21 protein-coding genes, 12 tRNA genes, 3 rRNA genes and 1 pseudogene are annotated in these 24,565 nt (G+C 46.0%); 6 read left to right on the top strand and 31 right to left on the bottom strand.

Annotation, left to right across the window (positions count from 1 at the left end; translation table 11 throughout):
* The first annotated feature begins 80 nt into the window (after positions 1 to 80).
* The 3 genes and pseudogenes from CEF20_RS01130 (at position 81) to CEF20_RS01125 (ending at position 1,375) form a co-directional block, all read left to right on the top strand.
* Positions 81 to 584 (top strand): transposase family protein, encoded by a 504-nt coding sequence (locus CEF20_RS01130; protein ID WP_100330115.1) that lies wholly within the window; start codon positions 81 to 83, stop codon positions 582 to 584.
* 86 nt (positions 585 to 670) lie between these two features.
* Positions 671 to 907: pseudogene (locus CEF20_RS17410) on the top strand (transposase); the annotation flags it as partial.
* A gap of 39 nt (positions 908 to 946) precedes the next feature.
* Positions 947 to 1,375, top strand: coding sequence for a hypothetical protein (locus CEF20_RS01125; protein ID WP_100330114.1), 429 nt, complete (start codon positions 947 to 949; stop codon positions 1,373 to 1,375).
* Positions 1,376 to 1,882: 507 nt separating this feature from the next.
* Here the strand turns inward: CEF20_RS01125 and groL are convergent.
* Together groL and groES are read right to left on the bottom strand one after the other, a co-directional pair.
* Positions 1,883 to 3,514 carry a chaperonin GroEL gene (gene groL, locus CEF20_RS01120; protein WP_100330113.1) on the bottom strand — a complete coding sequence of 544 codons (1,632 nt, stop codon included), beginning with the start codon at positions 3,512 to 3,514 and terminating at the stop codon, positions 1,883 to 1,885.
* A gap of 54 nt (positions 3,515 to 3,568) precedes the next feature.
* Positions 3,569 to 3,856, bottom strand: coding sequence for a co-chaperone GroES (groES, locus tag CEF20_RS01115; protein ID WP_100330112.1), 288 nt, complete (start codon positions 3,854 to 3,856; stop codon positions 3,569 to 3,571).
* A 234-nt stretch (positions 3,857 to 4,090) separates the two neighbouring features.
* On the opposite strand from groES, the gene CEF20_RS01110 reads away from it, so the two are divergent.
* Entirely contained in the window at positions 4,091 to 4,825 is a 735-nt protein-coding gene (locus CEF20_RS01110) for a CPBP family intramembrane glutamic endopeptidase (RefSeq protein ID WP_100330111.1), read from the top strand.
* 39 nt (positions 4,826 to 4,864) lie between these two features.
* Entirely contained in the window at positions 4,865 to 5,068 is a 204-nt protein-coding gene (locus CEF20_RS01105; RefSeq protein WP_100330110.1) for a YdiK family protein, read from the top strand.
* A 63-nt stretch (positions 5,069 to 5,131) separates the two neighbouring features.
* Here CEF20_RS01105 and tatC read toward each other — a convergent pair whose 3' ends face one another.
* The 3 genes from tatC to CEF20_RS01090 are packed head-to-tail and all read right to left on the bottom strand — an operon-like array spanning position 5,132 to position 6,781.
* On the bottom strand, positions 5,132 to 5,878 hold the full coding sequence (gene tatC, locus CEF20_RS01100) for a twin-arginine translocase subunit TatC (protein ID WP_100330109.1): 747 nt from the start codon (positions 5,876 to 5,878) through the stop codon (positions 5,132 to 5,134).
* Between the two features lie 17 nt (positions 5,879 to 5,895).
* On the bottom strand, positions 5,896 to 6,072 hold the full coding sequence (gene tatA, locus CEF20_RS01095; RefSeq protein ID WP_408607775.1) for a twin-arginine translocase TatA/TatE family subunit: 177 nt from the start codon (positions 6,070 to 6,072) through the stop codon (positions 5,896 to 5,898).
* Positions 6,073 to 6,121: 49 nt separating this feature from the next.
* Positions 6,122 to 6,781 carry a redox-sensing transcriptional repressor Rex gene (locus CEF20_RS01090; RefSeq protein WP_100330108.1) on the bottom strand — a complete coding sequence of 220 codons (660 nt, stop codon included), beginning with the start codon at positions 6,779 to 6,781 and terminating at the stop codon, positions 6,122 to 6,124.
* 186 nt (positions 6,782 to 6,967) lie between these two features.
* On the opposite strand from CEF20_RS01090, the gene CEF20_RS01085 reads away from it, so the two are divergent.
* On the top strand, positions 6,968 to 8,893 hold the full coding sequence (locus CEF20_RS01085; RefSeq protein ID WP_100330107.1) for an ABC-F family ATP-binding cassette domain-containing protein: 1,926 nt from the start codon (positions 6,968 to 6,970) through the stop codon (positions 8,891 to 8,893).
* Positions 8,894 to 9,220: 327 nt separating this feature from the next.
* On the opposite strand, the gene tsaD is transcribed toward CEF20_RS01085, so the two are convergent.
* From tsaD to CEF20_RS00955, 26 genes are all read right to left on the bottom strand, one after another.
* Positions 9,221 to 10,240 carry a tRNA (adenosine(37)-N6)-threonylcarbamoyltransferase complex transferase subunit TsaD gene (gene tsaD, locus CEF20_RS01080; protein ID WP_100331958.1) on the bottom strand — a complete coding sequence of 340 codons (1,020 nt, stop codon included), beginning with the start codon at positions 10,238 to 10,240 and terminating at the stop codon, positions 9,221 to 9,223.
* The gene (rimI, locus tag CEF20_RS01075) at positions 10,240 to 10,686 is read right to left on the bottom strand and encodes a ribosomal protein S18-alanine N-acetyltransferase (RefSeq protein ID WP_100330106.1); all 447 of its coding nucleotides are present in this window, start codon (positions 10,684 to 10,686) and stop codon (positions 10,240 to 10,242) included. Before rimI ends, tsaD begins: the two co-directional genes overlap by 1 nt.
* Positions 10,679 to 11,389, bottom strand: a complete 711-nt coding sequence (tsaB, locus tag CEF20_RS01070) for a tRNA (adenosine(37)-N6)-threonylcarbamoyltransferase complex dimerization subunit type 1 TsaB (RefSeq protein WP_100330105.1) — start codon at positions 11,387 to 11,389, stop codon at positions 10,679 to 10,681. Before tsaB ends, rimI begins: the two co-directional genes overlap by 8 nt.
* Positions 11,386 to 11,841 carry a tRNA (adenosine(37)-N6)-threonylcarbamoyltransferase complex ATPase subunit type 1 TsaE gene (tsaE, locus tag CEF20_RS01065; RefSeq protein ID WP_100330104.1) on the bottom strand — a complete coding sequence of 152 codons (456 nt, stop codon included), beginning with the start codon at positions 11,839 to 11,841 and terminating at the stop codon, positions 11,386 to 11,388. The genes tsaB and tsaE overlap by 4 nt, the downstream gene beginning before the upstream one ends.
* A 167-nt stretch (positions 11,842 to 12,008) precedes the next feature.
* Positions 12,009 to 12,085, bottom strand: a tRNA-Asp gene (locus CEF20_RS01060).
* Between the two features lie 5 nt (positions 12,086 to 12,090).
* Positions 12,091 to 12,164: transfer RNA gene (locus tag CEF20_RS01055), tRNA-Met, on the bottom strand.
* Between the two features lie 25 nt (positions 12,165 to 12,189).
* Positions 12,190 to 12,305 (bottom strand): 5S ribosomal RNA (rrf, locus tag CEF20_RS01050).
* Positions 12,306 to 12,553: 248 nt separating this feature from the next.
* A 23S ribosomal RNA gene (locus CEF20_RS01045) occupies positions 12,554 to 15,487 on the bottom strand.
* A 166-nt stretch (positions 15,488 to 15,653) separates the two neighbouring features.
* A 16S ribosomal RNA gene (locus CEF20_RS01040) occupies positions 15,654 to 17,208 on the bottom strand.
* The 16S, 23S and 5S rRNA genes sit together here with 12 tRNA genes alongside, the layout of an rRNA operon.
* 80 nt (positions 17,209 to 17,288) lie before the next feature.
* Positions 17,289 to 17,362 (bottom strand) — tRNA-Gly (locus CEF20_RS01035).
* Between the two features lie 14 nt (positions 17,363 to 17,376).
* Positions 17,377 to 17,453: transfer RNA gene (locus tag CEF20_RS01030), tRNA-Pro, on the bottom strand.
* Positions 17,454 to 17,469: 16 nt separating this feature from the next.
* A tRNA-Arg gene (locus CEF20_RS01025) sits at positions 17,470 to 17,546 on the bottom strand.
* Between the two features lie 10 nt (positions 17,547 to 17,556).
* A tRNA-Leu gene (locus CEF20_RS01020) sits at positions 17,557 to 17,639 on the bottom strand.
* A 71-nt stretch (positions 17,640 to 17,710) separates the two neighbouring features.
* A tRNA-Leu gene (locus CEF20_RS01015) sits at positions 17,711 to 17,792 on the bottom strand.
* 7 nt (positions 17,793 to 17,799) lie between these two features.
* Positions 17,800 to 17,872 (bottom strand) — tRNA-Lys (locus tag CEF20_RS01010).
* Positions 17,873 to 17,878: 6 nt separating this feature from the next.
* Positions 17,879 to 17,953, bottom strand: a tRNA-Gln gene (locus CEF20_RS01005).
* 11 nt (positions 17,954 to 17,964) lie between these two features.
* A tRNA-Glu gene (locus CEF20_RS01000) sits at positions 17,965 to 18,036 on the bottom strand.
* A gap of 16 nt (positions 18,037 to 18,052) precedes the next feature.
* Positions 18,053 to 18,143 (bottom strand) — tRNA-Ser (locus CEF20_RS00995).
* Between the two features lie 7 nt (positions 18,144 to 18,150).
* Positions 18,151 to 18,225 (bottom strand) — tRNA-Asn (locus CEF20_RS00990).
* A gap of 355 nt (positions 18,226 to 18,580) precedes the next feature.
* A complete protein-coding gene (locus CEF20_RS00985; protein WP_100330103.1) occupies positions 18,581 to 19,048 on the bottom strand; it encodes a SprT family protein in 468 nt (155 codons plus the stop codon).
* Positions 19,049 to 19,072: 24 nt separating this feature from the next.
* Positions 19,073 to 21,250, bottom strand: coding sequence for a Tex family protein (locus tag CEF20_RS00980; protein ID WP_100330102.1), 2,178 nt, complete (start codon positions 21,248 to 21,250; stop codon positions 19,073 to 19,075).
* Positions 21,251 to 21,305: 55 nt separating this feature from the next.
* Complete coding sequence (locus CEF20_RS00975; protein ID WP_100330101.1) at positions 21,306 to 21,902, bottom strand: PP2C family serine/threonine-protein phosphatase; 597 nt, start codon at positions 21,900 to 21,902, stop codon at positions 21,306 to 21,308.
* Positions 21,902 to 22,696 carry an RNA polymerase sigma factor SigB gene (gene sigB, locus CEF20_RS00970; RefSeq protein WP_100330100.1) on the bottom strand — a complete coding sequence of 265 codons (795 nt, stop codon included), beginning with the start codon at positions 22,694 to 22,696 and terminating at the stop codon, positions 21,902 to 21,904. The genes CEF20_RS00975 and sigB overlap by 1 nt, the downstream gene beginning before the upstream one ends.
* On the bottom strand, positions 22,674 to 23,141 hold the full coding sequence (gene rsbW / locus CEF20_RS00965; RefSeq protein ID WP_100330099.1) for an anti-sigma B factor RsbW: 468 nt from the start codon (positions 23,139 to 23,141) through the stop codon (positions 22,674 to 22,676). The genes sigB and rsbW overlap by 23 nt, the downstream gene beginning before the upstream one ends.
* Positions 23,142 to 23,143: 2 nt before the next feature.
* A complete protein-coding gene (locus tag CEF20_RS00960) occupies positions 23,144 to 23,473 on the bottom strand; it encodes an anti-sigma factor antagonist (RefSeq protein WP_100330098.1) in 330 nt (109 codons plus the stop codon).
* Between the two features lie 79 nt (positions 23,474 to 23,552).
* Entirely contained in the window at positions 23,553 to 24,563 is a 1,011-nt protein-coding gene (locus CEF20_RS00955; protein ID WP_100330097.1) for a PP2C family protein-serine/threonine phosphatase, read from the bottom strand.
* Between the last annotated feature and the right edge of the window lie 2 nt (positions 24,564 to 24,565).

The raw sequence follows: 24,565 nt of genomic DNA, 5'->3' as shown, positions 1-24,565 counted from the left end.
TAAAAAGGTTCTTACGCAATTTTGGTGAAGTCTTTAGCTGATTGTTTTTCGGGTATAGAAAAAGAAAAGGGTGAATTCTTATGATGATACCTTGGCTAACTCCTGAAAAACAGTTACAAGCTCACTTGCTTCTAAAGAAAGAAAAAGAGACGATTCTCCTCCTTCAAATGACGACGAACCATGCGTATTGTCCATCATGCGGAACGAAAAGCCTACACTTGCATAGTCGGTATACGCGTTTTTTATATGATTTACCTTTTGGTTCCCAACATACAGCTATTCATTTTGTTTCACGCAAATGGTTCTGTGATGAAAACGATTGTACGCAACGTATTTTTACAGAGCGTTTTCCTTGGCTGAAGCCTTATGCTAGACGGACAGAACGACTTCAACAACTTCTCAGAACACTCGCTTTTTCCATGATCTGTCTACAAGCGGAAAAACTCGCTATCTCTTTTCTGCCTAAGATGAGCCATGATACATTTCTACGACTGATTCGAGCTACCCCGACTCCTGTCTCTATTCCTTCTGCGGTGGGTATCGACGATTTTCGTTTCGAAAAGGTCATGCCTACGGCACATTGATTTGTGACCTTATCACACATTAACTTCTTGCGATTTTGTCCGATCGTACAGGTGAAACAGTGACATAGTGGCTCAAACAACATTCGCAAATTCAATTTGTCAGTCGAGATGGGTCGATTACGTACCGAGAAGCCATTGAAAAAGCCAATCCAAAAATTCAACAAGTAAGCGAGCGTTGGCATTTGATGAAAAATGCACGAGAGGATTTAGAAAAGTGGTTGGAACGTCATATTCCTTCGACTATTGAATGGCACGAAGGTACAAAAATCAAGAAGGAGAACGAATCATCTCCCCAACCAGTTGATGAAGAAAAATGGAAATGAATCGAACAAATACAAGCTGATTATCAAGAAGGGGTGCGTGTGACCCATTTAGCGAAAAAATATCAACTCGCTCGTGGTATCATTTATAAATATTTGGATCAGCAAACATCTCCTGCGAAAACACAACGTAGAAGAAAGCCCACACAATTCAAGCTCCAACCTTATTACGAAGCGATTATAGCTTATAATAAACAGCATTTTACGACCAATCAAATCATTCGAAAGCTACATTCACAAGGATATAGAGGAAGTGCTTCTGCCGTGAGGCGTTTTTTAGAGCCTTACAGAGCAAATAAAAAGCAACGGTTCCCAGCAGGAATAAAACAATGTGTCACAAGAAAGCAAGTGGCCAACTATCTGTGGGCAGGTTCTGATGCGTTGACTGAAAGAAAGAGAGCCATTTTGAAACATTGTCAAACAAAGTTTCCTTGTTTAGTCCAAGCAGCGGACATCATTCAACAGTATTGAACCTTCTTTAAAATGCGTGACCTTTCGGCGTTTCTTGATTGGATGACCGCTCAATTGTCTAATAAGCATTCACCGCTCCATTCCCACAGCAAAGGGATTCGCAAAGACTTAAGTGCTGTAAAGAATGCGTTGACGATGCCATTTCACAACGGTCTACTAGAAGGACACATCAATCGACTCAAATTTCCAAACGCATGATGTATGGACGGGCGAATCCTGATTTACTGGAAAAGCGTGTACTGTATCAGCCCTAATGATATATCGAAATAACAATGGAAAGTAACTATACATATACTCAGGCTTGTTCACCAAAATTGCGTAAGAACCATTTCATCTTGACGGCGACATTTATTCACATGTTACAAAAAAAATGAAAAAGAGGCCTCCACCGCAACAAAACATGCGATGAATGACCTCATTTCATCAAAATCAAAATTTATGATTTTGTCACCCTATCAAAGGAGTTATTCAAAAACTCCTTTGATATCAAGGGGGGAACAGGCTGAATTACATCATGCCGCCCATTCCGCCCATTCCGCCCATGTCAGGCATTCCGCCGCCAGCGTTTTCTTCTGGCTTGTCAGCCACTACGGCTTCTGTAGTTAGGAACATGGAAGCAACGGATGCGGCGTTTTGGAGAGCAGAACGTGTTACTTTCGTTGGGTCGACGATGCCTGTTTCGATCATGTTGACCCATTCGCCAGTTGCTGCGTTGAAGCCAATGCCGATTTCTTCGCGTTTTAGGCGTTCAACGATGACAGAGCCTTCAAGTCCAGCGTTGATGGCGATTTGGCGAATTGGTTCTTCTAATGCGCGAAGAACGATGTTCACACCAGTTGCAATGTCGCCTTCTGCTTGGATTTCAGATACTTTGTTGTATACGTTCACTAGTGCAGTACCGCCGCCGGATACGATTCCTTCTTCAACAGCCGCACGAGTGGCGTTCAAGGCATCTTCAATGCGAAGCTTGCGTTCTTTCAGTTCCGTTTCTGTAGCCGCTCCAACCTTGATCACAGCTACACCGCCAGCTAATTTAGCTAAGCGCTCTTGTAATTTCTCACGGTCAAACTCAGAAGTAGTTTCTTCTAATTGAGCGCGGATTTGGTTCACACGCGCTTCGATTTGAGAAGAATCGCCAGCGCCTTCCACGATTGTTGTGTTTTCTTTCGTAACCACTACTTTCGCTGCGCGTCCTAGTTGAGAAATGTTAGCGGATTTAAGATCCAATCCTAAATCTTCAGTGATTACTTCACCGCCAGTTAGAACAGCGATGTCTTCAAGCATTGCTTTGCGGCGGTCACCGAATCCAGGAGCTTTCACCGCTACGGCATTGAAGGTTCCGCGAAGTTTGTTCACTACTAATGTAGCCAGCGCTTCACCTTCCACGTCTTCAGCGATCAATAGAAGCGGTTTAGATTGTTGAACCACTTGCTCTAGGACAGGAAGAACTTCCTGGATGCTTGTGATTTTCTTGTCTGTGATTAAGATATATGGGTTTTCAAGAACGGCTTCCATTTTATCAGAATCCGTGATCATGTAAGGAGAAGCATAGCCGCGGTCGAATTGCATACCTTCAACCACATCCAGCTCCGTTGTGAAGCCTTTAGATTCTTCGATTGTAATGACTCCATCGTTGCCCACGCGCTCCATAGCTTCAGCGATTAATTGACCTACTTCTTCGTCAGCAGAAGAGATCGCTGCCACTTGAGCGATGGAATCTTTTCCTTCAATTGGTTTGGAAATTTCTTTCAGCGCTTCCACTGCCGCTTGAACGGCTTTATCCATTCCTTTGCGAACGCCCACTGGGTTGGCGCCAGCTGTCACGTTTTTCAAGCCTTCGCGAATCATCGCTTGTGCTAGAACAGTAGCTGTTGTCGTACCGTCACCGGCTACGTCGTTCGTTTTGCTTGCGACTTCTGCTACAAGCTTCGCACCCATGTTTTCGAATGCATCTTCAAGCTCGATTTCTTTGGCGATGGTTACACCGTCATTTGTGATTAAAGGAGAGCCGAATTTCTTCTCAAGCACCACATTGCGTCCTTTTGGTCCAAGAGTTACTTTCACTGCATTTGCTAATTGGTCTACCCCGTTAAGCATTGCGCGGCGTGCGTCTTCGCTAAATTTGATTTCTTTTGCCATTATGAAAAACCTCCTTAATTATTGATTAATCGTTCTTGCTATGTTTATCGTTCATTATTCTCCGATGATAGCTAGAATATCGCTTTCACGAAGGAGTAAGTATTCATTGCCTTGGTATTTCACTTCTGTACCAGCATATTTAGAGAAAATAATACGGTCGCCAACAGCTACTTCAGGAGCCACGCGCTCACCACTGTCAAGAACACGGCCTGTACCAACCGCTACAACCTTGCCTTCTTGTGGTTTTTCCTTTGCTGAATCTGGTAATACAATTCCGCTAGCTGTTTTCTCTTCAGATTCTACTAGCTCAATGACAACGCGATCACCTAGTGGTTTTAACAAGTGAAACAACCTCCTCATAATATATGTAATCTTTTATACATTAGCACTCTATCGCTTCGAGTGCTAACACATTTATTATAATAATGAATAAGCGAAGCTTTTGCAAGAGTGAAGCATCATTTTTTCTAAGATTCCTTCGAGCCGCATGAAGCTTTCAATCCTACCGTTTGAATCCCTGTCTTTTTATTAGTAAAATGTCCTTAAATGACTTTTGGATAAAGGAGCACCTATCAGTTGAGAAAAGAATACATCTACATACTCATCGTTTACCTTGTGATGCAGCTGTCGGGCATCATTGCCGGCCCGCTCGTATATAAGGCCGGAGTTGCCTTTGGCGTGGAAGCGCAAAGAATGAAGGCACTCGTTCCCGGCGTCTGGATTGTCATCAGCTTCTCTGCGGCTCTCCTGATTATTCTATTTATTTTGCGGAAAACTCGCCACAACCGCCTGGAAAGAATGGAACCTTTATCTGTAAGCCTTTCTGTATTCTGGGCTGTTTCCGGTGTGTTTCTGGCATTTGCCGCTCAAATTGTCGCTGTTGGCGTTGAATCGTTAATCGGTATTAAACCAGGGTCAGAAAATACGAAAACCATTATTAAGGTCATAGAAATGGTACCGGCGACCATGATTGCAGTAGGATTAATCGGACCCATCCTGGAAGAGATTGTATTTCGCAAAATCTTATTTGGGAGTCTTTATGAGAAGTTTTCATTTAGTGTGTCCGCACTGATCAGCTCTTTAGTTTTCTCGCTTGCTCATATGGATTTTGAACATGTGATATTGTACACTGCGATGGGCTTTACCTTTTCTTTTCTTTATGTAAAAACCAAAAGGCTGATTGTTCCCATCTTTGCTCACGTATCTATGAATTCACTGGTCGTCTTGATGCAATACGTTTTGAAGGATGATATAGAAAGGATGATGAGAGAATCGGGACAGCTGCCTAGCTTCATCAACTTGCTTTTTTAGTAACCGCAGCTGAAGCGGTATTTAGTTTGGAGGAATTTCATGACTCAGTCACCACTTAAAACCGGGATCTTTTATTTGCTTGCCGGCGTTTTATTTACTTACCTCGCCGTTGAAAATGTTAATTCAAACGGCGATTTTGGCTTCTTTGCTTATTTGTTTATTTTATTGGCAACAATGGATATCGGTACAGGCATTCGATTAGTCTTTATGCATTTTCGTTTCAAAAATAAACCAAAAAAATAAGGCTGCTCCACTGAGGGCTGCCCCTTTTGCCAACATGGGGACAGCTCTTCTATGGGCAGCCTTTTATTGATGTATTTCTGCTTCCCGTTCTGCCGCTTGGGCTTTCTTATAGCCAATTTTCGAAATCCAGATGCTGATTTCATAAAGAATGAACAGCGGAACAGTCACCATTAAATGCGACATGACATCTGGCGGCGTAATCAGAGCGGCGATGACCAGCAGCGCAAAATAAGCGTAGCGGCGGATCTTCGAAAGAAACAGAGGTGTGATCAGACCCAGTCTTGTAAAGAACAGCGTCACAACCGGCAATTGAAAAAGAAAACCAAAAGGAATGGTGATTTGAAACAGAAACTGAAAATATTCATTAATCCCGATCACTTGTTCAATGTTCAATTCCCCTGATAGATTCACCATGAAATGAATAATGTAAGGAAATAAAATGAAGTACGAGAACGAGAGTCCTGCTAGAAAAAGCAATACAGATATGGGGATGTAGCTTAATGTGACCTTTCTCTCTTTATCAAGCAGTCCCGGACTGATGAATGCCCACAGCTGATAAAGAATCACTGGCGAGGTCAGAATAACGCCAATCACGAAAGCCACTTGAAAATAAATCTTTAACGGATCGGTTACCCGAAATGCATTCATCGTTAATTCTTTTGCTTCGTCAGCATGCTGCAAATAACGAATAAGCGGTTCAGCCAGGAAAAATCCGGCAACCATAGCAAAGAAGAAGAAAGCGACTACTAGTATGAGCCGTTTTCTCAGTTCACCAATGTGTTCAGCTATCGTCATGTCTTGTCGACTCATGTTCATTCATCCTTACATTACTGAGGATCTTTAGGGCCCGCTGACTTGTCATCAGCCAGTCCTCTAGTCGCATGCTTAAATTCTTTCAGTGTGTCTCCAGCTGCACGTCCAAGTTCAGGAAGTTTTTTCGGTCCGAATATTAATAATGCAGCTATTGCAATCAATATAATGCTGCCTATACCTACCATTGGCATCGTTCGAGCACCTCCCTTCCTTCATCATAGCCCATTTTCCTCCATAATGCTATTGTGACTTTTCTTCCGGCGAGTCCGAATAATTTTTTAAAAAGTAGACTAACGATTGCAATTCAACCGCCAGATCAATATGATGCACACGAATAGCGGCCGGCACACTTAACCTTGCAGGTGTAAAGTTAAGCAAGCCCTTAATGTTAGAGGCCGCCAGCCTGTCCGTTATACTCTGGGCTGCGGATGAAGGTACGGTCAAAATCGCTACTTGCACACTCGCTGATGTCAGCTGCTTTTCCAATTCATCTAAATGATAAATGGGCACTTCTCCAATCGAGGTTCCGACTTTCTCTGGATCGACATCAAACGCCATTTTAATTTTTGTATTATTGTTCTTCATGAAATTATAATTCAAAAAAGCAGTGCCCAGATTGCCAACTCCAATTAACGCAACATTTGTTACTTCATCCTGATCTAATGCTTTTCGAAAAAAGGAGAGCAAATGGCCGACATTATATCCATAGCCTTTTTTGCCAAGCGCGCCAAAATAAGAAAAATCACGGCGGATTGTAGCGGAATCTACCTTCACGGCTTCACTTAATTCCGCCGAAGATACCCGCTGTTTGCCGGAAGCATGCAGGTTTTGAATAAAACGATAATACAGCGGCAAACGCTTGGCTGTGGCCTGCGGAATTTTCATTGTATCCTGACTCATTATCTATCCCCCTTTACTAACAACACTTTGTTAACGCTTCCATTCTGTTTCTCTCTTGTTTCATCATACAATATTTTATGGTTCTTGTCTTTTAACTTTGTCTGTCTTTTCACAACCTCACCTTCTTGCTCTTAGACAATTGCCCCTGTCTGTAGAATGGGATACACTGAAAAAGAGGTGAATAGGATGATTTTGCTACAAGTTCAACAGCTTACAAAACACTTCGGCGCTGAACTTATTTTATCTAATATAAAGTTGGAAGTACAAACAAAAGACCGGATCGCTCTTGTCGGCAGAAACGGTGCCGGGAAATCCACTCTGTTAAAAATCATTGCCGGCCAATTGTCTTACGATTCCGGAGAAATAATGAAACCGAAGGATGTCTCCATCGGGTATTTAGCTCAAAATACCGGTCTGGAATCCGACTTGTCCATTCGGGAAGAAATGCTGACGGTTTTTTCTCACTTGCAGAAAATGGAACAATCCCTTCGCCAGCTTGAAGCCCAAATGGCGGACCCTGCTATATATGAAAATACCGCTCGCTATAATAAAATAATGGCCGAGTATGACCTGCTGCAAAATAAGTTTAAAGAGCTTGGCGGCTATCAGTACGAAGCCGATATCCGTTCGGTTCTGCATGGCTTAAACTTTCATGATTATGAGGATTCTGCAAAAATCTCCACATTAAGCGGCGGTCAGAAAACCCGGCTGGCTTTAGGAAAGCTGCTGTTAACGAAGCCGGATATTTTGATTTTGGACGAGCCGACCAACCATTTAGACATCCGTACCCTTGCTTGGCTTGAGCAATATTTGCAAAACTACAGCGGCGCAATTGTGATCGTCTCTCATGACCGTTATTTTCTGGACAAAGTCGTCACACAAGTGTATGAAGTCTCCCGGCATAAAATCAAAAAATATCACGGCAACTACAGCCAATATTTAGTCCAAAAACAGGAGCAATTTGAAAAAGAGATGAAACAATTCGAAAAGCAGCAGGAGCAAGTGACCAAGCTGGAAGATTTCATTCAGCGCAATATTGCCCGTGCTTCCACGACGAAGCGGGCCCAAAGCCGCCGTAAGCAGCTGCAGCGCATGGAACGGATGGAACGCCCCGATGGCGATGAGAAATCTGCCCAATTCGCTTTCGATATAGAAAAACAAAGCGGCTACGAGGTATTGAAAGTCAATGACCTCACAATCGGGTATCCAAATAACCCCATTGCTGAGCAATTAAATGCGTTTATTACAAGACAGGAAAGCGTAGCCATTGTCGGTCCAAACGGCGCCGGGAAATCAACCTTCCTAAAAACTATTGTGAACCGCCTAAAGCCGCTGGACGGCCAATTTACGTTAGGAACCAATATATCTATCGGCTATTACGATCAAGAACAAGCCAACCTGTCATCGAATAAAACCGTTTTGCATGAACTGTGGGATGACTATCCTACAATGCCTGAAAAGAAGATCCGCACCATTCTAGGCAATTTTCTTTTTTCAGGCGATGATGTATTAAAGCCCGTCTCCGCTTTAAGCGGCGGTGAAAAGGCCCGTCTCTCCCTCGCGAAGCTGATGATGCAGAAGGCTAACCTCCTCATTCTGGACGAGCCGACCAACCATCTTGACTTAGACAGCAAAGAAATATTGGAAAACGCCTTAATTGATTATCCGGGCACGATATTATTTGTCTCTCATGACCGTTACTTCATCAATCGCCTCGCTTCTAAAGTATTGGAATTACAAGCTGACGGCTTCACAGAATACCTTGGAGACTATGATTATTATGTGGAGAAAAAGCAAAGACAGCAGGAACTGGCGGAATACAACGGCGGCACGGATGATTCAGCGAAGAAAGAAGCTGCGACATCTGATGCTTCCAATTACTATATAGAAAAAGAGCAAAAGAGAGCGGAACGGCAAAGACGGCGGAGAATAGAGGAAATCGAGCAAAAAATAGACGACCTTGAATCTGCCATTGCAAAAGCGCAGGAACTGCTTTGCCAGCCAGAAATCTTTCAAGACCACGAAAAATCCTTCCAGCTCAACGAAGAATTGGAAAACCATCAAAAGGAAGTAGAACAATTAATGGAAGAGTGGGAGCAGCTGCAAAATTAGCGGGCTATACGCGTAGAAACTTAAGTTGTTTCTGCGCTTTTTATCCACATTTTCATCCCCAATATACTCCTTGATTTCATAGCTATAAACAAACTTATCCACTTTATCCACAAAGACGCGCAATTTTATCCACATTACTCACATAGTCAAATAAAGCTTATCCCCCTTTTTTCAACAGGGTATTTGCGTTAATGCACAATTTATTCACAAGTTGTGCACATGCTGAAAGCGAAGCATCTGTCTTCCTCCGGGATTTTCTCTCTCCAAATCAAGAAGCGGGTTTCTCCAAGCCGATACACCGACCTATCAGAAACCCGCTTTCACCGATCAAAATTGTTCAATATCTAATCCTGGATAACCGTTCATATCAAGGCCATCTCGCTTCCCCTTTTCAAACAGGACAGTGCCGGCCGCAGCGATCATGGCTGCATTGTCTGTACATAGCTGCAGCGGAGGAATGATTAATTCCATATCCGGATGATCCGCAAACTGCTCTTCAAGTGCCTTTCTTAAGCCCTGGTTAGCTGCTACTCCCCCCGACAGCAGCACTTGCTTCACTTGGAATTGCTGCGCCGCCCTCATTGTCTTCACCGTCAGCACTTCAATTACGCTTTGTTGGAAACTTGCTGCCACGTCTTCCTTCTTAAATACTTCTCCGCGCTGGTTGGCATTATGAAGTGTGTTAATGACCGCAGACTTTAGCCCGCTAAAGCTGAAATCATAGGATTCTTCCTCCAGCCATGCTCTTGGAAAAGGAATGGTTGCCTCCCCTTCCTTAGCCAGCCGATCTATATGAGGGCCGCCCGGATAAGGCAGGTCTAAGGTGCGGGCCACCTTATCATAAGCTTCACCTGCGGCATCATCTCTCGTCTCTCCGATTACTTCAAACGAGCCATGTTCTCTCATTAGCACCAGCTCCGTATGCCCGCCTGATACAACAAGAGACAGCAAAGGAAAGGCCATCTCCTTCACAATGCGATTGGCATAGATATGGCCTGCAATATGATGCACCCCTACAAGAGGAAGACCATGGGCAAAAGCCATCGCTTTTGCGGCATTCACACCAATCAAAAGTGATCCGACTAAGCCGGGGCCTTTCGTCACGGCGATGGCATCTAAATCGCTGGCAGACATCCCTGCTTGTTTGAAGGTTTCTTCTAAAACGAAAGTTATTTCCTCAACGTGATGACGGGACGCCACCTCAGGCACGACACCGCCAAATCGCTTGTGGCTTTCAATTTGCGATGAAACGACATTTGCAACAATTTCTCTGCCGTTTTTCAATATGGCTGCTGCGGTTTCATCGCAGCTTGTTTCCAATCCCAATATATACATATCTTTTTTCATCATAACCTCACCCACATTACTAATGCGTCTTCCTGATTATCAGAATAGTAATTTTTTCGAATGCCGCCCGGCTGAAAGCCTAATTTTTTATACAGGCTTTGAGCTGGCTTATTACTTATTCGAACTTCCAGCGACATCGTGGCCGCCCCTTTTTCCCGTGCCGTCTTCATTACATGCACAAGCAGCTTTTCACCAAACCCTTTTCCTCTAAAATCCGGCAATACCGCAATATTCGTTATCTGGGACTCATCCAATACAAGCCACATGCCGCAATAGCCGATTAATTGCCCTTTCCATTCTGCCACATGGTACAAAGCAAACGCATTTTTTTCCATCTCATTGTAAAAGGTATCTTTTGTCCACGGGATAGAAAAGCTGCTCTGCTCGATTTCATATACTTTTTCAATATCCTTTGTCGTCATCGTGCGAATGCGCAGATTATCCATTGTGCTGATCTTGCCCTTCTTGCGCTTCCAGCCACTTGGCTTCCGCTTCAGCGAGACGAATATAATTAGGAACAAACGCATGGACATCTTCCGCAGGAGCGTTCATGCCTAATCTGCCTAATTCTGAAGGACGGGAATCATACATACTCCTATCGCCTATAACGGCCTGTTCTCCCATGATTTGTTTTATGGCTGCTTCATGCAGGGTCACATCTTTGCCTGCAAACAGCACCGGTTCTTTGATTGCTTTCAGCTCTTGACACCAGTCTGCAAGCAGTAAATTTTGATCGTTTTTCACGGTGATCAATTGCCCGTTTTCAAAACGGTATAAGCCTGTGTAGACCCTTCCTCTTCTCGCATCAAACAAAGGACTGATATAAGAAGGGTACAACTTGGCGGAAGCCGCTAACGCCGCCAGGCTGGAAATGCCGGATAAAGGAATCCCTAGCGACCAGGCCAATGTTTTCGCAATCGTCACACCAATCCGCACGCCTGTATACGATCCCGGACCTTTGGCAACGACGATCTTATCAAGATCCGCTGGCTTTAATTCACACTCCTTCAGAAGCAAATCGATAGCTGGCATGGCTCTTAATGAGTGATTTTTCTTTAAGTTTGTTATATATTCTCCAATTGTTTGCTCCCCATCCAAAACCGCTGCCCCTAATGTATAAGTAGAGGTATCAATCGCCAAAGTCTTCATTTTACTAACTCCTTACTCATAAGTTCATATCTGCTACCGACAGGCTTTAATTCCACCTGCCGCTCATCATTTCCTTTATGTAATAGCACGACCTTTAAATATTCTGCCGGAAGCTGTTCCTCAATTAAATGAGCCCATTCCACTACACATACGCCTTCTCCGTAGAAATATTCATCAAAGCCAAGATCTTCTCCCCCGTCCTGCACTCGATAAACATCCATATGATAAAGCGGCATCCTGCCCATATATTCTTTAATAATAGTAAATGTGGGGCTATTGACGGTGCGCCTTACGCCAAGCCCTTTGGCCAGGCCTTTCGTGAAGGTTGTTTTTCCTGCGCCTAAATCCCCTTCCAGCAGCAGGACATCTCCCGGTTGTAAAAGCTGAGCCAGCCTTTCTGCTATCGCTTGGGTCTGCTCAGCACTCTTAGTGGAAAAAGTCAATGAATGCATGCCAAGTCTCCCTTAATCTTATTTGTCATTCCCTTATTCCTTCAATCGTAAAAAAACCTTAGGATTCATTCCATCCTAAGGTAGTGTATTTATTCTAGTATAGCCTAAATCGTTTAATAAAAAAAGAAGACAAGGGAATCCCTTGTTTGCTTAGCCTTTTTTATAAATGGCGGTCCGGACGGGACTCGAACCCGCGACCTCCTGCGTGACAGGCAGGCATTCTAACCAACTGAACTACCGGACCAATGATTGCGGGAGCAGGATTTGAACCTGCGACCTTCGGGTTATGAGCCCGACGAGCTACCAGACTGCTCCACCCCGCGACGATGTGATTAAAAATTAAAACAAGCCTGGCAGCGTCCTACTCTCACAGGGGGAAACCCCCAACTACCATCGGCGCTGAAGAGCTTAACTTCCGTGTTCGGGATGGGAACGGGTGTGACCTCTTCGCTATCGCCACCAGACTGTATAAAGTTTGAAAGAATTGTTCTCTCAAAACTGGATAATATGTTTCAGTAACCGGCAAACCGTGCCATTGTTTGTGCTGTCCAGCAGAAGGGACTGAATGAGTGCCTTCTGCTTTTCGTTTTGTCTAGCTGCAGGCGCTAGCGGCTCGAGGTCACAAGGTCATCTGTCTTCAAGGTTCAAAAACAACCTTGCAGTCAGCTGATCTTGTGCTTGTCGCCGCTGGACGAGCGCCTTCCGCTTTTCTTTGGTTAAGTCCTCGATCGATTAGTATTCGTCAGCTTCACGTGTCGCCACGCTTCCACCTCGAACCTATCTACCTGATCATCTTTCAGGGATCTTACTAGCTTGCGCTATGGGAAATCTCATCTTGAGGGGGGCTTCATGCTTAGATGCTTTCAGCACTTATCCCGTCCGCACATAGCTACCCAGCGATGCCTTTGGCAAGACAACTGGTACACCAGCGGTGCGTCCATCCCGGTCCTCTCGTACTAAGGACAGCTCCTCTCAAATTTCCTGCGCCCGCGACGGATAGGGACCGAACTGTCTCACGACGTTCTGAACCCAGCTCGCGTACCGCTTTAATGGGCGAACAGCCCAACCCTTGGGACCGACTACAGCCCCAGGATGCGATGAGCCGACATCGAGGTGCCAAACCTCCCCGTCGATGTGGACTCTTGGGGGAGATAAGCCTGTTATCCCCGGGGTAGCTTTTATCCGTTGAGCGATGGCCCTTCCATGCGGAACCACCGGATCACTAAGCCCGACTTTCGTCCCTGCTCGACTTGTAGGTCTCGCAGTCAAGCTCCCTTGTGCCTTTACACTCTGCGAATGATTTCCAACCATTCTGAGGGAACCTTTGGGCGCCTCCGTTACCTTTTAGGAGGCGACCGCCCCAGTCAAACTGCCCGCCTGACACTGTCTCCCACCCCGATCAGGGGTGCGGGTTAGAAGTTCAACACAGCCAGGGTAGTATCCCACCAGCGCCTCCACCGAAGCTGGCGCTCCGGTTTCAAAGGCTCCTACCTATCCTGTACAAGCTGTGCCGAAATTCAATATCAGGCTGCAGTAAAGCTCCACGGGGTCTTTCCGTCCTGTCGCGGGTAACCTGCATCTTCACAGGTACTATAATTTCACCGAGTCTCTCGTTGAGACAGTGCCCAGATCGTTACGCCTTTCGTGCGGGTCGGAACTTACCCGACAAGGAATTTCGCTACCTTAGGACCGTTATAGTTACGGCCGCCGTTTACTGGGGCTTCAGTTCACACCTTCGCTAATGCTAAGCGCTCCCCTTAACCTTCCAGCACCGGGCAGGCGTCAGCCCCTATACTTCGCCTTACGGCTTCGCAGAGACCTGTGTTTTTGCTAAACAGTCGCCTGGGCCTATTCACTGCGGCTCCTCGAGGCTATTCACCTCAAAGAGCACCCCTTCTCCCGAAGTTACGGGGTCATTTTGCCGAGTTCCTTAACGAGAGTTCACTCGCTCACCTTAGGATTCTCTCCTCGCCTACCTGTGTCGGTTTGCGGTACGGGCACCTGTTACCTCGCTAGAGGCTTTTCTTGGCAGTGTGGAATCAGGAACTTCGGTACTTTATTTCCCTCGCCGTCACAGCTCCGCCTGTATGGTGACGGGATTTGCCTCGTCACCGGCCTAACTGCTTGGACGCGCATATCCAGCCGCGCGCTTGCCCTATCCTCCTGCGTCCCCCCATTGCTCAAATGGTAAAGAGGTGGTACAGGAATATCAACCTGTTCTCCATCGCCTACGCCTGTCGGCCTCGGCTTAGGTCCCGACTAACCCTGAGAGGACGAGCCTTCCTCAGGAAACCTTAGGCATTCGGTGGAAGGGATTCTCACCCTTCTTTCGCTACTCATACCGGCATTCTCACTTCTAAGCGCTCCACCAGTCCTTCCGGTCTGGCTTCTCCGCCCTTAGAACGCTCTCCTACCACGGACACCGGTTGGTGTCCATCCGCAGCTTCGGTGATACGTTTAGCCCCGGTACATTTTCGGCGCAGAGTCACTCGACCAGTGAGCTATTACGCACTCTTTAAATGGTGGCTGCTTCTAAGCCAACATCCTGGTTGTCTAAGCAACTCCACATCCTTTTCCACTTAACGTATACTTGGGGACCTTAGCTGGCGGTCTGGGCTGTTTCCCTCTTGACTGCGGATCTTATCACTCGCAGTCTGACTCCCAAGGATAAGTCTTTGGCATTCGGAGTTTGTCTGAATTCGGTAACCCGATGGGGGCCCCTAGTCCAAACAGTGCTCTACCTCCAAGACTCTTCCCTTGAGGCTAGCCCTAAAGCTATTTCGGAGAGAACCAGCTATCTCCAGGTTCGATTGGAATTTCACCGCTACCCACACCTCATCCCCGCACTTTTCAACGTGCGTGGGTTCGGGCCTCCAGTAAGTGTTACCTTACCTTCACCCTGGACATGGGTAGATCACCTGGTTTCGGGTCTGCGACCTCATACTCATTCGCCCTGTTCAGACTCGCTTTCGCTGCGGCTCCGCCTTCTCGGCTTAACCTCGCATGAAATCGCAACTCGCCGGTTCATTCTACAAAAGGCACGCCATCACCCATAAATGGGCTCTGACTACTTGTAGGCACACGGTTTCAGGATCTCTTTCACTCCCCTTCCGGGGTGCTTTTCACCTTTCCCTCACGGTACTGGTTCACTATCGGTCACTAGGGAGTATTTAGCCTTGGGAGATGGTCCTCCCGGATTCCGACGGAATTTCACGTGTTCCGCCGTACTCAGGATCCACTCAGGAGAGAGAGGCATTTCAGCTACAGGATTGTTACCTTCTCTGATGGGCCTTTCCAGACCGCTTCGCTTATGCCGCTCTTTTGTAACTCCATATAGAGTGTCCTACAACCCCAGAAGGCAAGCCTTCTGGTTTGGGCTGTTCCCGTTTCGCTCGCCGCTACTCAGGGAATCGCGTTTGCTTTCTCTTCCTCCAGGTACTGAGATGTTTCAGTTCCCCGGGTGTGCCTTCTCCTGTCCTATGGATTCAGACAGGGATGCTGTTCCATTACGAACAGCGGGTTTCCCCATTCGGAAATCTCCGGATCAAAGCTTACTTACAGCTCCCCGAAGCATATCGGTGTTAGTCCCGTCCTTCATCGGCTCCTAGTGCCAAGGCATCCACCGTGCGCCCTTTCTAACTTAACCTAAAATGGCGATTACTCGGTATTGCTTGGTTACTTTATACGATATTATCCAGTTTTCAAAGAACAATGTTGATCTTTTGAAGGCATTCATCCTTCAAAACTGAACAAAATAAAACGTCACGTTTCGTTGGAGTAAGAACAGCGTTCTTACTTTCCGTTATCCTTAGAAAGGAGGTGATCCAGCCGCACCTTCCGATACGGCTACCTTGTTACGACTTCACCCCAATCATCTGCCCCACCTTAGGCGGCTGGCTCCCGTAAGGGTTACCCCACCGACTTCGGGTGTTGCAAACTCTCGTGGTGTGACGGGCGGTGTGTACAAGGCCCGGGAACGTATTCACCGCGGCATGCTGATCCGCGATTACTAGCGATTCCGGCTTCATGCAGGCGAGTTGCAGCCTGCAATCCGAACTGAGAATGGTTTTATGGGATTGGCTAAACCTCGCGGTCTTGCAGCCCTTTGTACCATCCATTGTAGCACGTGTGTAGCCCAGGTCATAAGGGGCATGATGATTTGACGTCATCCCCACCTTCCTCCGGTTTGTCACCGGCAGTCACCTTAGAGTGCCCAACTGAATGCTGGCAACTAAGATCAAGGGTTGCGCTCGTTGCGGGACTTAACCCAACATCTCACGACACGAGCTGACGACAACCATGCACCACCTGTCACTCTGTCCCCCGAAGGGGAAAGCTCTGTCTCCAGAGCGGTCAGAGGATGTCAAGACCTGGTAAGGTTCTTCGCGTTGCTTCGAATTAAACCACATGCTCCACCGCTTGTGCGGGCCCCCGTCAATTCCTTTGAGTTTCAGCCTTGCGGCCGTACTCCCCAGGCGGAGTGCTTAATGCGTTAGCTGCAGCACTGAAGGGCGGAAACCCTCCAACACTTAGCACTCATCGTTTACGGCGTGGACTACCAGGGTATCTAATCCTGTTCGCTCCCCACGCTTTCGCGCCTCAGCGTCAGTTACAGACCAAAGAGCCGCCTTCGCCACTGGTGTTCCTCCACATCTCTACGCATTTCACCGCTACACGTGGAATTCCGCTCTTCTCTTCTGCACTCAAGTCTTCCAGTTTCCAATGACCCTCCACGGTTGAGCCGTGGGCTTTCACATCAGACTTAAAAGACCGCCTGCGCGCGCTTTACGCCCAATAATTCCGGACAACGCTTGCCACCTACGTATTACCGCGGCTGCTGGCACGTAGTTAGCCGTGGCTTTCTGGTCAGGTACCGTCAAGGTGCCGGCAGTTACTCCGACACTTGTTCTTCCCTGACAACAGAGCTTTACGATCCGAAAACCTTCTTCACTCACGCGGCGTTGCTCCGTCAGACTTTCGTCCATTGCGGAAGATTCCCTACTGCTGCCTCCCGTAGGAGTCTGGGCCGTGTCTCAGTCCCAGTGTGGCCGATCACCCTCTCAGGTCGGCTACGCATCGTCGCCTTGGTGAGCCGTTACCTCACCAACTAGCTAATGCGCCGCGGGTCCATCTGTAAGCGGCAGCCGAAGCCGCCTTTCAATCTTCCTTCATGCGAAGAAAGAACTTATCCGGTATTAGCCCCGGTTTCCCGGAGTTATCCCCATCTTACAGGCAGGTTACCCACGTGTTACTCACCCGTCCGCCGCTGACTTAAGCAGGAGCAAGCTCCCGCTAAGTCCGCTCGACTTGCATGTATTAGGCACGCCGCCAGCGTTCGTCCTGAGCCAGGATCAAACTCTCCGATAAGATTGTTTGCTTAGCTCATAATAATAAATTGAATTAACGTTGACGTTTATTTTGTTCAGTTTTCAAGGATCAATCAAAATTGGAGCGGGTGATGGGAATCGAACCCACGACATCAGCTTGGAAGGCTGAGGTTTTACCATTAAACTACACCCGCGCAGAATGATCAGATGGTCGGGAAGACAGGATTCGAACCTGCGACCCCTTGGTCCCAAACCAAGTGCTCTACCAAGCTGAGCTACTTCCCGCTGTTTTGCATATTTATGGCGCGCCCGAGAGGAGTCGAACCCCTAACCTTTTGATCCGTAGTCAAACGCTCTATCCAATTGAGCTACGGGCGCTTGTGGTGTATGCGGCCGAGAGGACTTGAACCTCCACGGGGTCTCCCCCACTAGGCCCTCAACCTAGCGCGTCTGCCATTCCGCCACGACCGCAAGATCATCTTAACCAGAATCATATTATAACATTTGACCATCTTAAAAGCAATGGTTTTTTAAAAAAACGATGCGGGTGAAGGGAGTCGAACCCCCACGCCTTGCGGCGCTAGATCCTAAGTCTAGTGCGTCTGCCAGTTCCGCCACACCCGCTTTGCAATGAGCCATGAAGGACTCGAACCTTCGACCCTCTGATTAAAAGTCAGATGCTCTACCAACTGAGCTAATGGCTCAATCGATGGCTGGGCTAGAAGGATTCGAACCTTCGAATGACGGAATCAAAATCCGCTGCCTTACCGCTTGGCTATAGCCCAATCATTCCAGATGACCCGTACGGGATTCGAACCCGTGTTACCGCCGTGAAAGGGCGGTGTCTTAACCACTTGACCAACGGGCCATGTTAACTAACTAAATGGCGGAGAAGGAGGGATTTGAACCCTCGCGCCGGTTACCCGACCTACGCCCTTAGCAGGGGCGCCTCTTCAGCCTCTTGAGTACTTCCCCAAAAAAATGGCTCCGCAGGCAAGATTCGAACTTGCGACCGATCGGTTAACAGCCGATTGCTCTACCACTGAGCTACTGCGGAACAGTCAGTTCGTCTTATCGACAATTAATATTATAATAAGGTGGATTGTTCAAGTCAACCTTTTTTAAACAAAATTAAAAAAAACATTCGAATCTCTATTCACTTGACTTGCTCAATAACGTTAACAGCAAACTTAGAATATGTCAACCGCTTATTCTAGTTTATCCCGTATATAAGGATAACCGCTTCAAGAACAAAAAGGCTAAGCCGGAGATCACGGCACCTCCATGCTCGATTCATTCTGACCTGCGCGGTGCAGGTGACAAAGTCACAGCAGCAAGGCGCTTTGATGTCAGTCTTTGTTCTTGTTTTTAACAGCGAGGAATGAAAGCTCCCCGCCGTTGAAAGATTCACTTCATTGTAGCTTTTCTTCTTTTAACGTTAGCTTGCCAGCGCATTTACCGCACGCATATCGATCCGTATTCACTCTTCTCCGCCGTTTGTAGATGAGGTGGCAATCCCTGCACTCATAAAGGAGCATCTTTCTCTGCTTTCTGGGCGTCTCTGCTGCTAATGGTGTACAAAATCTTGGCGCACCTACTTTTTTCATTAGTTCTTTAAAATCCCGATCTCTATGTTTATAGCCTTTTCCTTGCAAATGGAGATGGTAGTGACAGAGTTCATGCTTAATAATCCCTGCTAACTCTTGCTTGCCGTGCTTATCTAAATACTTTTTATTAATTTCTATATGATGGGAATGCAGCAAATAGCGTCCGCCGGTTGTTCTTAAGCGGGGATTGAATACCGCTTTATGCTGAAAAGGGAGACCGAATAGCTCATCCGATAACGCTTCTACTAAATGCTGCAGTTCTTCGTTAGTCATGGAATAGCCTCCCTTTCTTCAAAATTATTCTTCAGGAGCGATCATCGTTAAAGACACCCTTCCTTTATTTTGGTCGACTTGTTCGACCCACACAGTTACGACATCTCCGACAGCTGTTACATCAAGCGGATGCTTGACATATCCTTTTTTGAGCTTAGAGATATGCACTAAGCCGTCTTCTTTCACTCCAATATCCACGAATGCGCCAAAGTCGACTACGTTCCGCACCGTTCCTTGCAGCTCCATGCCCGGCTTAAGATCTTCCAGTTTCAATACGTCTGTTTTTAACAGCGGCTTTGGCAAATCATCACGGGGATCTCGTCCGGGTTTCTGTAAAGCATCCATAATATCGCCAAGCGTCCATTCGCCTAATTCCAAGGCGTCCGCCGTTGCTTGAACGTCCAGCTGATCTAAGGCAGCGGCAAGTTCTTCGCTTCCAATATCCTTTGTGGCATATCCCAGGCTATTCAGCAGCTCCTTCACTTTCGAATAATTCTCTGGATGTATGGAAGTGCTGTCTAGCTTTTCTTTTCCAGACAAAATCCTCAAAAATCCGATGCTCTGCTCGAATGTTTTCTCTCCCAGCCGAGGAACCTTTTTAACTTGAGAACGGTGAGTAAACTTCCCATTCACTTCCCTGAATTTGACGATATTATTTGCGACCGTCTTATTTAGTCCTGACACGTATTGCAGCAGCGACGCAGACGCGGTGTTTAAATTGACGCCGACCTGATTGACTGCCGTTTCCACGACAAAGGTTAATGATTCATTTAATTTCTTTTGTGAAACATCGTGCTGATACTGTCCAACGCCGACAGATTTCGGATCGATCTTCACCAGCTCGGCCAGCGGATCCTGCACTCTTCTTGCTATGGACACCGCGCTTCTTTCTTCGACTTGCAAATCCGGGAATTCCTCGCGTGCGATTTCAGATGCTGAATAGACGCTCGCTCCCGCCTCATTGACAATCATGTAAGCAATATTTCTGCCGCTGGATTTGATCGTATCTGCTACAAATTGTTCCGTTTCCCTGGAGGCCGTTCCGTTTCCGATCGCTACTAATTCGACTTGATATTCATCCAGCACTCGCTTGAATATATTCTCCGCTTCTGCTTTCTTCGCTTTAGGCGGATGGGGATATATGACGCCGATATAGAGCACTTTTCCGGTTTCATCCACAGCTGCCAGCTTACATCCTGTACGAAATGCCGGGTCTACTCCCAGCACCGTCTTACCTTTCAAAGGAGGCTGCAGAAGTAATTTCTGCAAATTCTCGGAAAAGATGCGAATCGCTTGATTATCCGCCTTTTCTGTGAGCTCATGGCGGATTTCCCGTTCAATCGACGGTTGAATTAAGCGTTTATAAGCATCCTGCAAAGCCGTTAATACGTGGGAAGCAGCTGAACTTCTTTCATTTTTTATATACTTTTTTGTTAAATAGCGAATGATTTTTTCTTGGTCGGCATGAATGCTTACTTTTAAAATCCCTTCCTTTTCTCCGCGGTTTAAAGCCAGTATCCGGTGAGGGACAATCTTTGAAACAGGTTCTTCATATGAATAATACATTTCGAACACATTTTTTTCATCTTCTTCTGCCTTTTTTACAGAGGATTGAATCATGCCGCGGCGGAATGTTTCACGGCGGATCCATTCCCGAACGCTCGCTTCATCGGCCACTTGTTCCGCGATAATATCGGCTGCTCCTTGAATCGCCTCTTCTGCTGAAGCTACTTCTTTTTCAGAAGAAATGTATTGTTTCGCTTCTTCTATGATAGAAGCATTAGACAAAGAGAGCATCCATTCAGCCAGCGGTGACAATCCTTTCTCCTTGGCAATCGATGCTTTCGTGCGCCGCTTTTGTTTATAAGGGCGATAGAGATCCTCTACCGCTTGCATTTTCTCCGCTGCTTGGATCTTTCTTTTCAATTCTTCTGTCAGTTTTCCCTGCTCGGCAATGCTGTGCAGCACTTCTTCTTTCCGCTGCAGCAAATTCCGCAAGTATGTATAACGGTGAATAAGTGCGCGAATCTGCACTTCGTCAAGCGCCCCGGTCATTTCTTTACGGTACCGGGCAATAAAAGGGACGGTGCTTCCGTCTTCAATTAAAGAAATGACCGCTCTTACTTTCTTCAATTCGATCTGTTCCGCTTGAGCGACTTTCTTCAATAAATATTCTTGATCATGGGTTAATGCGGTCGACATGCGATCCCCTCCAAATTTCGTTGCTCCTATTTTAACACAACAAAAAAACCTGCGTTTATTTAAGCAGGCTTCCAATAATAAAAGTGGAATCATCGTTGGTTTGCATAGATTCACCTTCAAGTATATAAGCAATTTGATGAATAGAGCGATTCTGCAATAATGATTTTACATTCAGCAGCTGAACACCGTCAGAATGCAAAAGAAACTTGCAATTGGTTTCATATGCAAACCTCCGAGTCCGGTATACTTGCGGCCTCCCCGATAAATAACCTGTTACAGGCAGAGGATAGGTCAGCTTCCCGTCTTCCGTATATAAATAAAAACGAATATTGCCGACACAGCTGTACTCAAACTCCTGCCTCTTAAAATCCGCTTTAAAAATAGCGACGGCTGCTCCTCTCTTTTGCTGCAGCACGTCGTTGCTCAAGCTCATTAAACAATCCACTGTTTCTTGATGATTGTCCTCTACGACTTTAGTGACAGCTGCAGCGGATTCATAAGCAAATTCACCGCTTCCTAATCCATCCGCTAGTACACAAATCAAATAATCTTCGGTTTCATGAATAAAGTAGCTGTCACCGCAAAGGAAATTATTATTCTTCGCTGTTTGAGTGGCATATACTTCTATGTGATCACTCTGAAGATGTGTCATTAAGACATTCGCCCCGTTGTTAAAGACTCCAAATCAATGGCTTCTTTTAATTTTTTTATGGCTCTTCGCTGCAAGCGGGAAACGTGCATCTGTGAAATGCCGAGCTTATCGCCTGCATCCTTTTGGCTCATGTTCTCTAAATAGGTATATTGAATAATTTGCCGCTCCCGGTCCGAAAGCACGTGCAGTACTTTTTCTAGCACGAGTCTCTGGTCAACTCTTTCATAACCTTGCTCCTGGCTGCCTACAATATCAAGCAAAGTCACTGTGCTGCCATCGGAATCGGCTTCAATGGAATGGTCAACAGACAGCGCCTGATAGCTTTTCCCCATTTCCATCGCTTCTAGCACCTCTTCTTCGGAAACGTCGAGGTGGGCAGCGATTTCTTCCACTTTCGGTGAGCGCTGAAGTCTTAAGGTCAGCTCTTCAACCGTCGCTTTGATTTTCGGCCCAATTTCTTTAATGCGCCGCGGCACATGCACGCTCCAAGTCTTGTCCCTTAAAAAGCGTTTAATTTCCCCTACAATAGTCGGTATGGCAAACGCTTCGAAGCTCTTTCCGTACGAATCATCATAACGGCGAATGGCTCCAAGCAGCCCCATCATCCCTACTTGAACAATATCCTCATGATAAGACTTCCCCTTTGAATACTTGCGCGCAATCGATTCTACCAATCCCTGATAATGCTTAACCAATTTTTCTTGCGCGTCCTCGTCATGCGATGCTTGAAAAGCTTTAATCCATGCAACTACCTGCTTCTTTGCGTCTTGATCAGGTTGAGATGGTTTCCGCATCCCTCTCCACCTGCTCTCCTTCAAGGTACTTTGTCATAAACAAAGTAACCCCTTCGTTATGCTGCACTTTTACTTCATCCATTAATGTTTCAATAAGAAATAATCCCAGACCCCCTTCACGTAAAAACTCCACTGAACTGTCTTTATAAGGACCAAGCTCTCGCTTAGTATCTAAGAAGTTGAAGCTTTTTCCGTTATCCGCTACCATCACTTCCAGATGGTCGTGATACAGGGCAAATCCTATAACCACCTCACCGCCATCTGTATCACGGTAAGCGTGCTGAACTGCATTAGTGATTGCCTCACTTGTTGCGATTTTCAAATCCTCAATGGCATCGTATGTAAATCCCATTCTGCTGGCTATCCCAGATAAAGTCAGACGGATAACGCCTACATATTCCGGTTTAGCAGGAATTTTCATTTCAATATAATCGAACGTTTCCATCGTCAAACACCACCTTCTACATCCGAACTAATATTTATAATATCGGCAAGCCCTGTAATATCAAACAATCGCTTCAATCTTTCCGACAATCCGACAAGCTGAAGGGAACCATTATGGGCATTCAGGCTTTTAAATAACCCGACAAATACACCCAAACCTGTACTGTCCATATAAGAAACATCGGATAAATTAATGACTAGGCTGGCATTTTCCTTCTCTGCATAAGGAAAAACGGCTTCTTTAAGCTGAGGGGCTGTGTAAGCGTCAATCTCACCGCCAAGATTGATTTTTGTGTATTTTTCCATTTCTTTCGTGTCAATTGTAATATTCATATGCTACACCTCTTCTTATACGCATGATTACTTCAATATTTCTACTTAATACCCCCTATTTCGAACAGTAAACATCCACTCACTGAATTCTCTTCAAAATAATCAAGGTAAAATCATCGCGCAAATGAAAATCCTGCAAGGCGACCAGATCATTGTATACTTTATTCGCCATTTCTTGAGCTTCTAAATGAATATACTTTTGGATGTAGCCCATTAAAGTATCCGCTTCGATAAACCCGTCCTCCGTCCGGCATTCCGTTACTCCGTCGGACATGAGAAAGATTACATCTCCGATTTCTACTTTTCTTTCAAACTGGCGGTATTTCGTTTTCTTGCCTACGCCAAGCAGCAAGCCTCTAGCATACAGCTCTTCGAATTGCTTCGTTGCATGATCATAAAAGAAGCCCGGCTCATGACCGGCAGACGAATAATAAAACGTGTGATTAGCCGTGTTATACATGCCGTATAACATCGTAATAAACATGGTGGGATCCACATTCTGTTCGACAACACGATTAAGACTTTCCAGCATGAGGCTCGGTTCGTGTCTTCCTTCTGGTAAGCTATCCATGGAATACTTAATCATGGACATGCATAAAGCAGCCGGAATGCCCTTGCCGATTACATCCGCAATCGCTACGCTGACTGTTCCATTTTCCCCGCGGACAAAATGATAGTAATCGCCGCTCATTTGCCGAGCCGGCACGCTGATTGCTCCAATATCTAATGAAGGAACACTAGGAATTTTCGTTCCTAAAAGCGTTTGCTGCATATTGGCAGCCACTTCAATTTCGCTCTTTAATTCCTTTTGGATCGTCCGGAGACTCTGGTGTTCGCGGTAGGCAAGACCATAGCCCATCATCACTTCTAAAAGAATATCAAAGGAAAGCAGCGTCGACTCAGAAATAGCAGGTTCCAGTTCCATTAAAGCTGTTTTGTGCATGCTGATGATTTCTTCTGGCGAAACTTTATATTCGATAGCCTTTCTGCTGAATTTCTGACTCAAATATAAAGCTTGTTCATTTTGATTCTTATAATAGCTTTCCAAAATTTCTTTATATTTTTGTTGCATATCCTTTTTAAAATCCATCC

The organism is Bacillus xiapuensis (genome assembly GCF_002797355.1).
Taxonomy (GTDB): domain Bacteria; phylum Bacillota; class Bacilli; order Bacillales; family Domibacillaceae; genus Bacillus_CE; species Bacillus_CE xiapuensis.
This window is presented reverse-complemented; position numbering and strand designations above follow the sequence as displayed.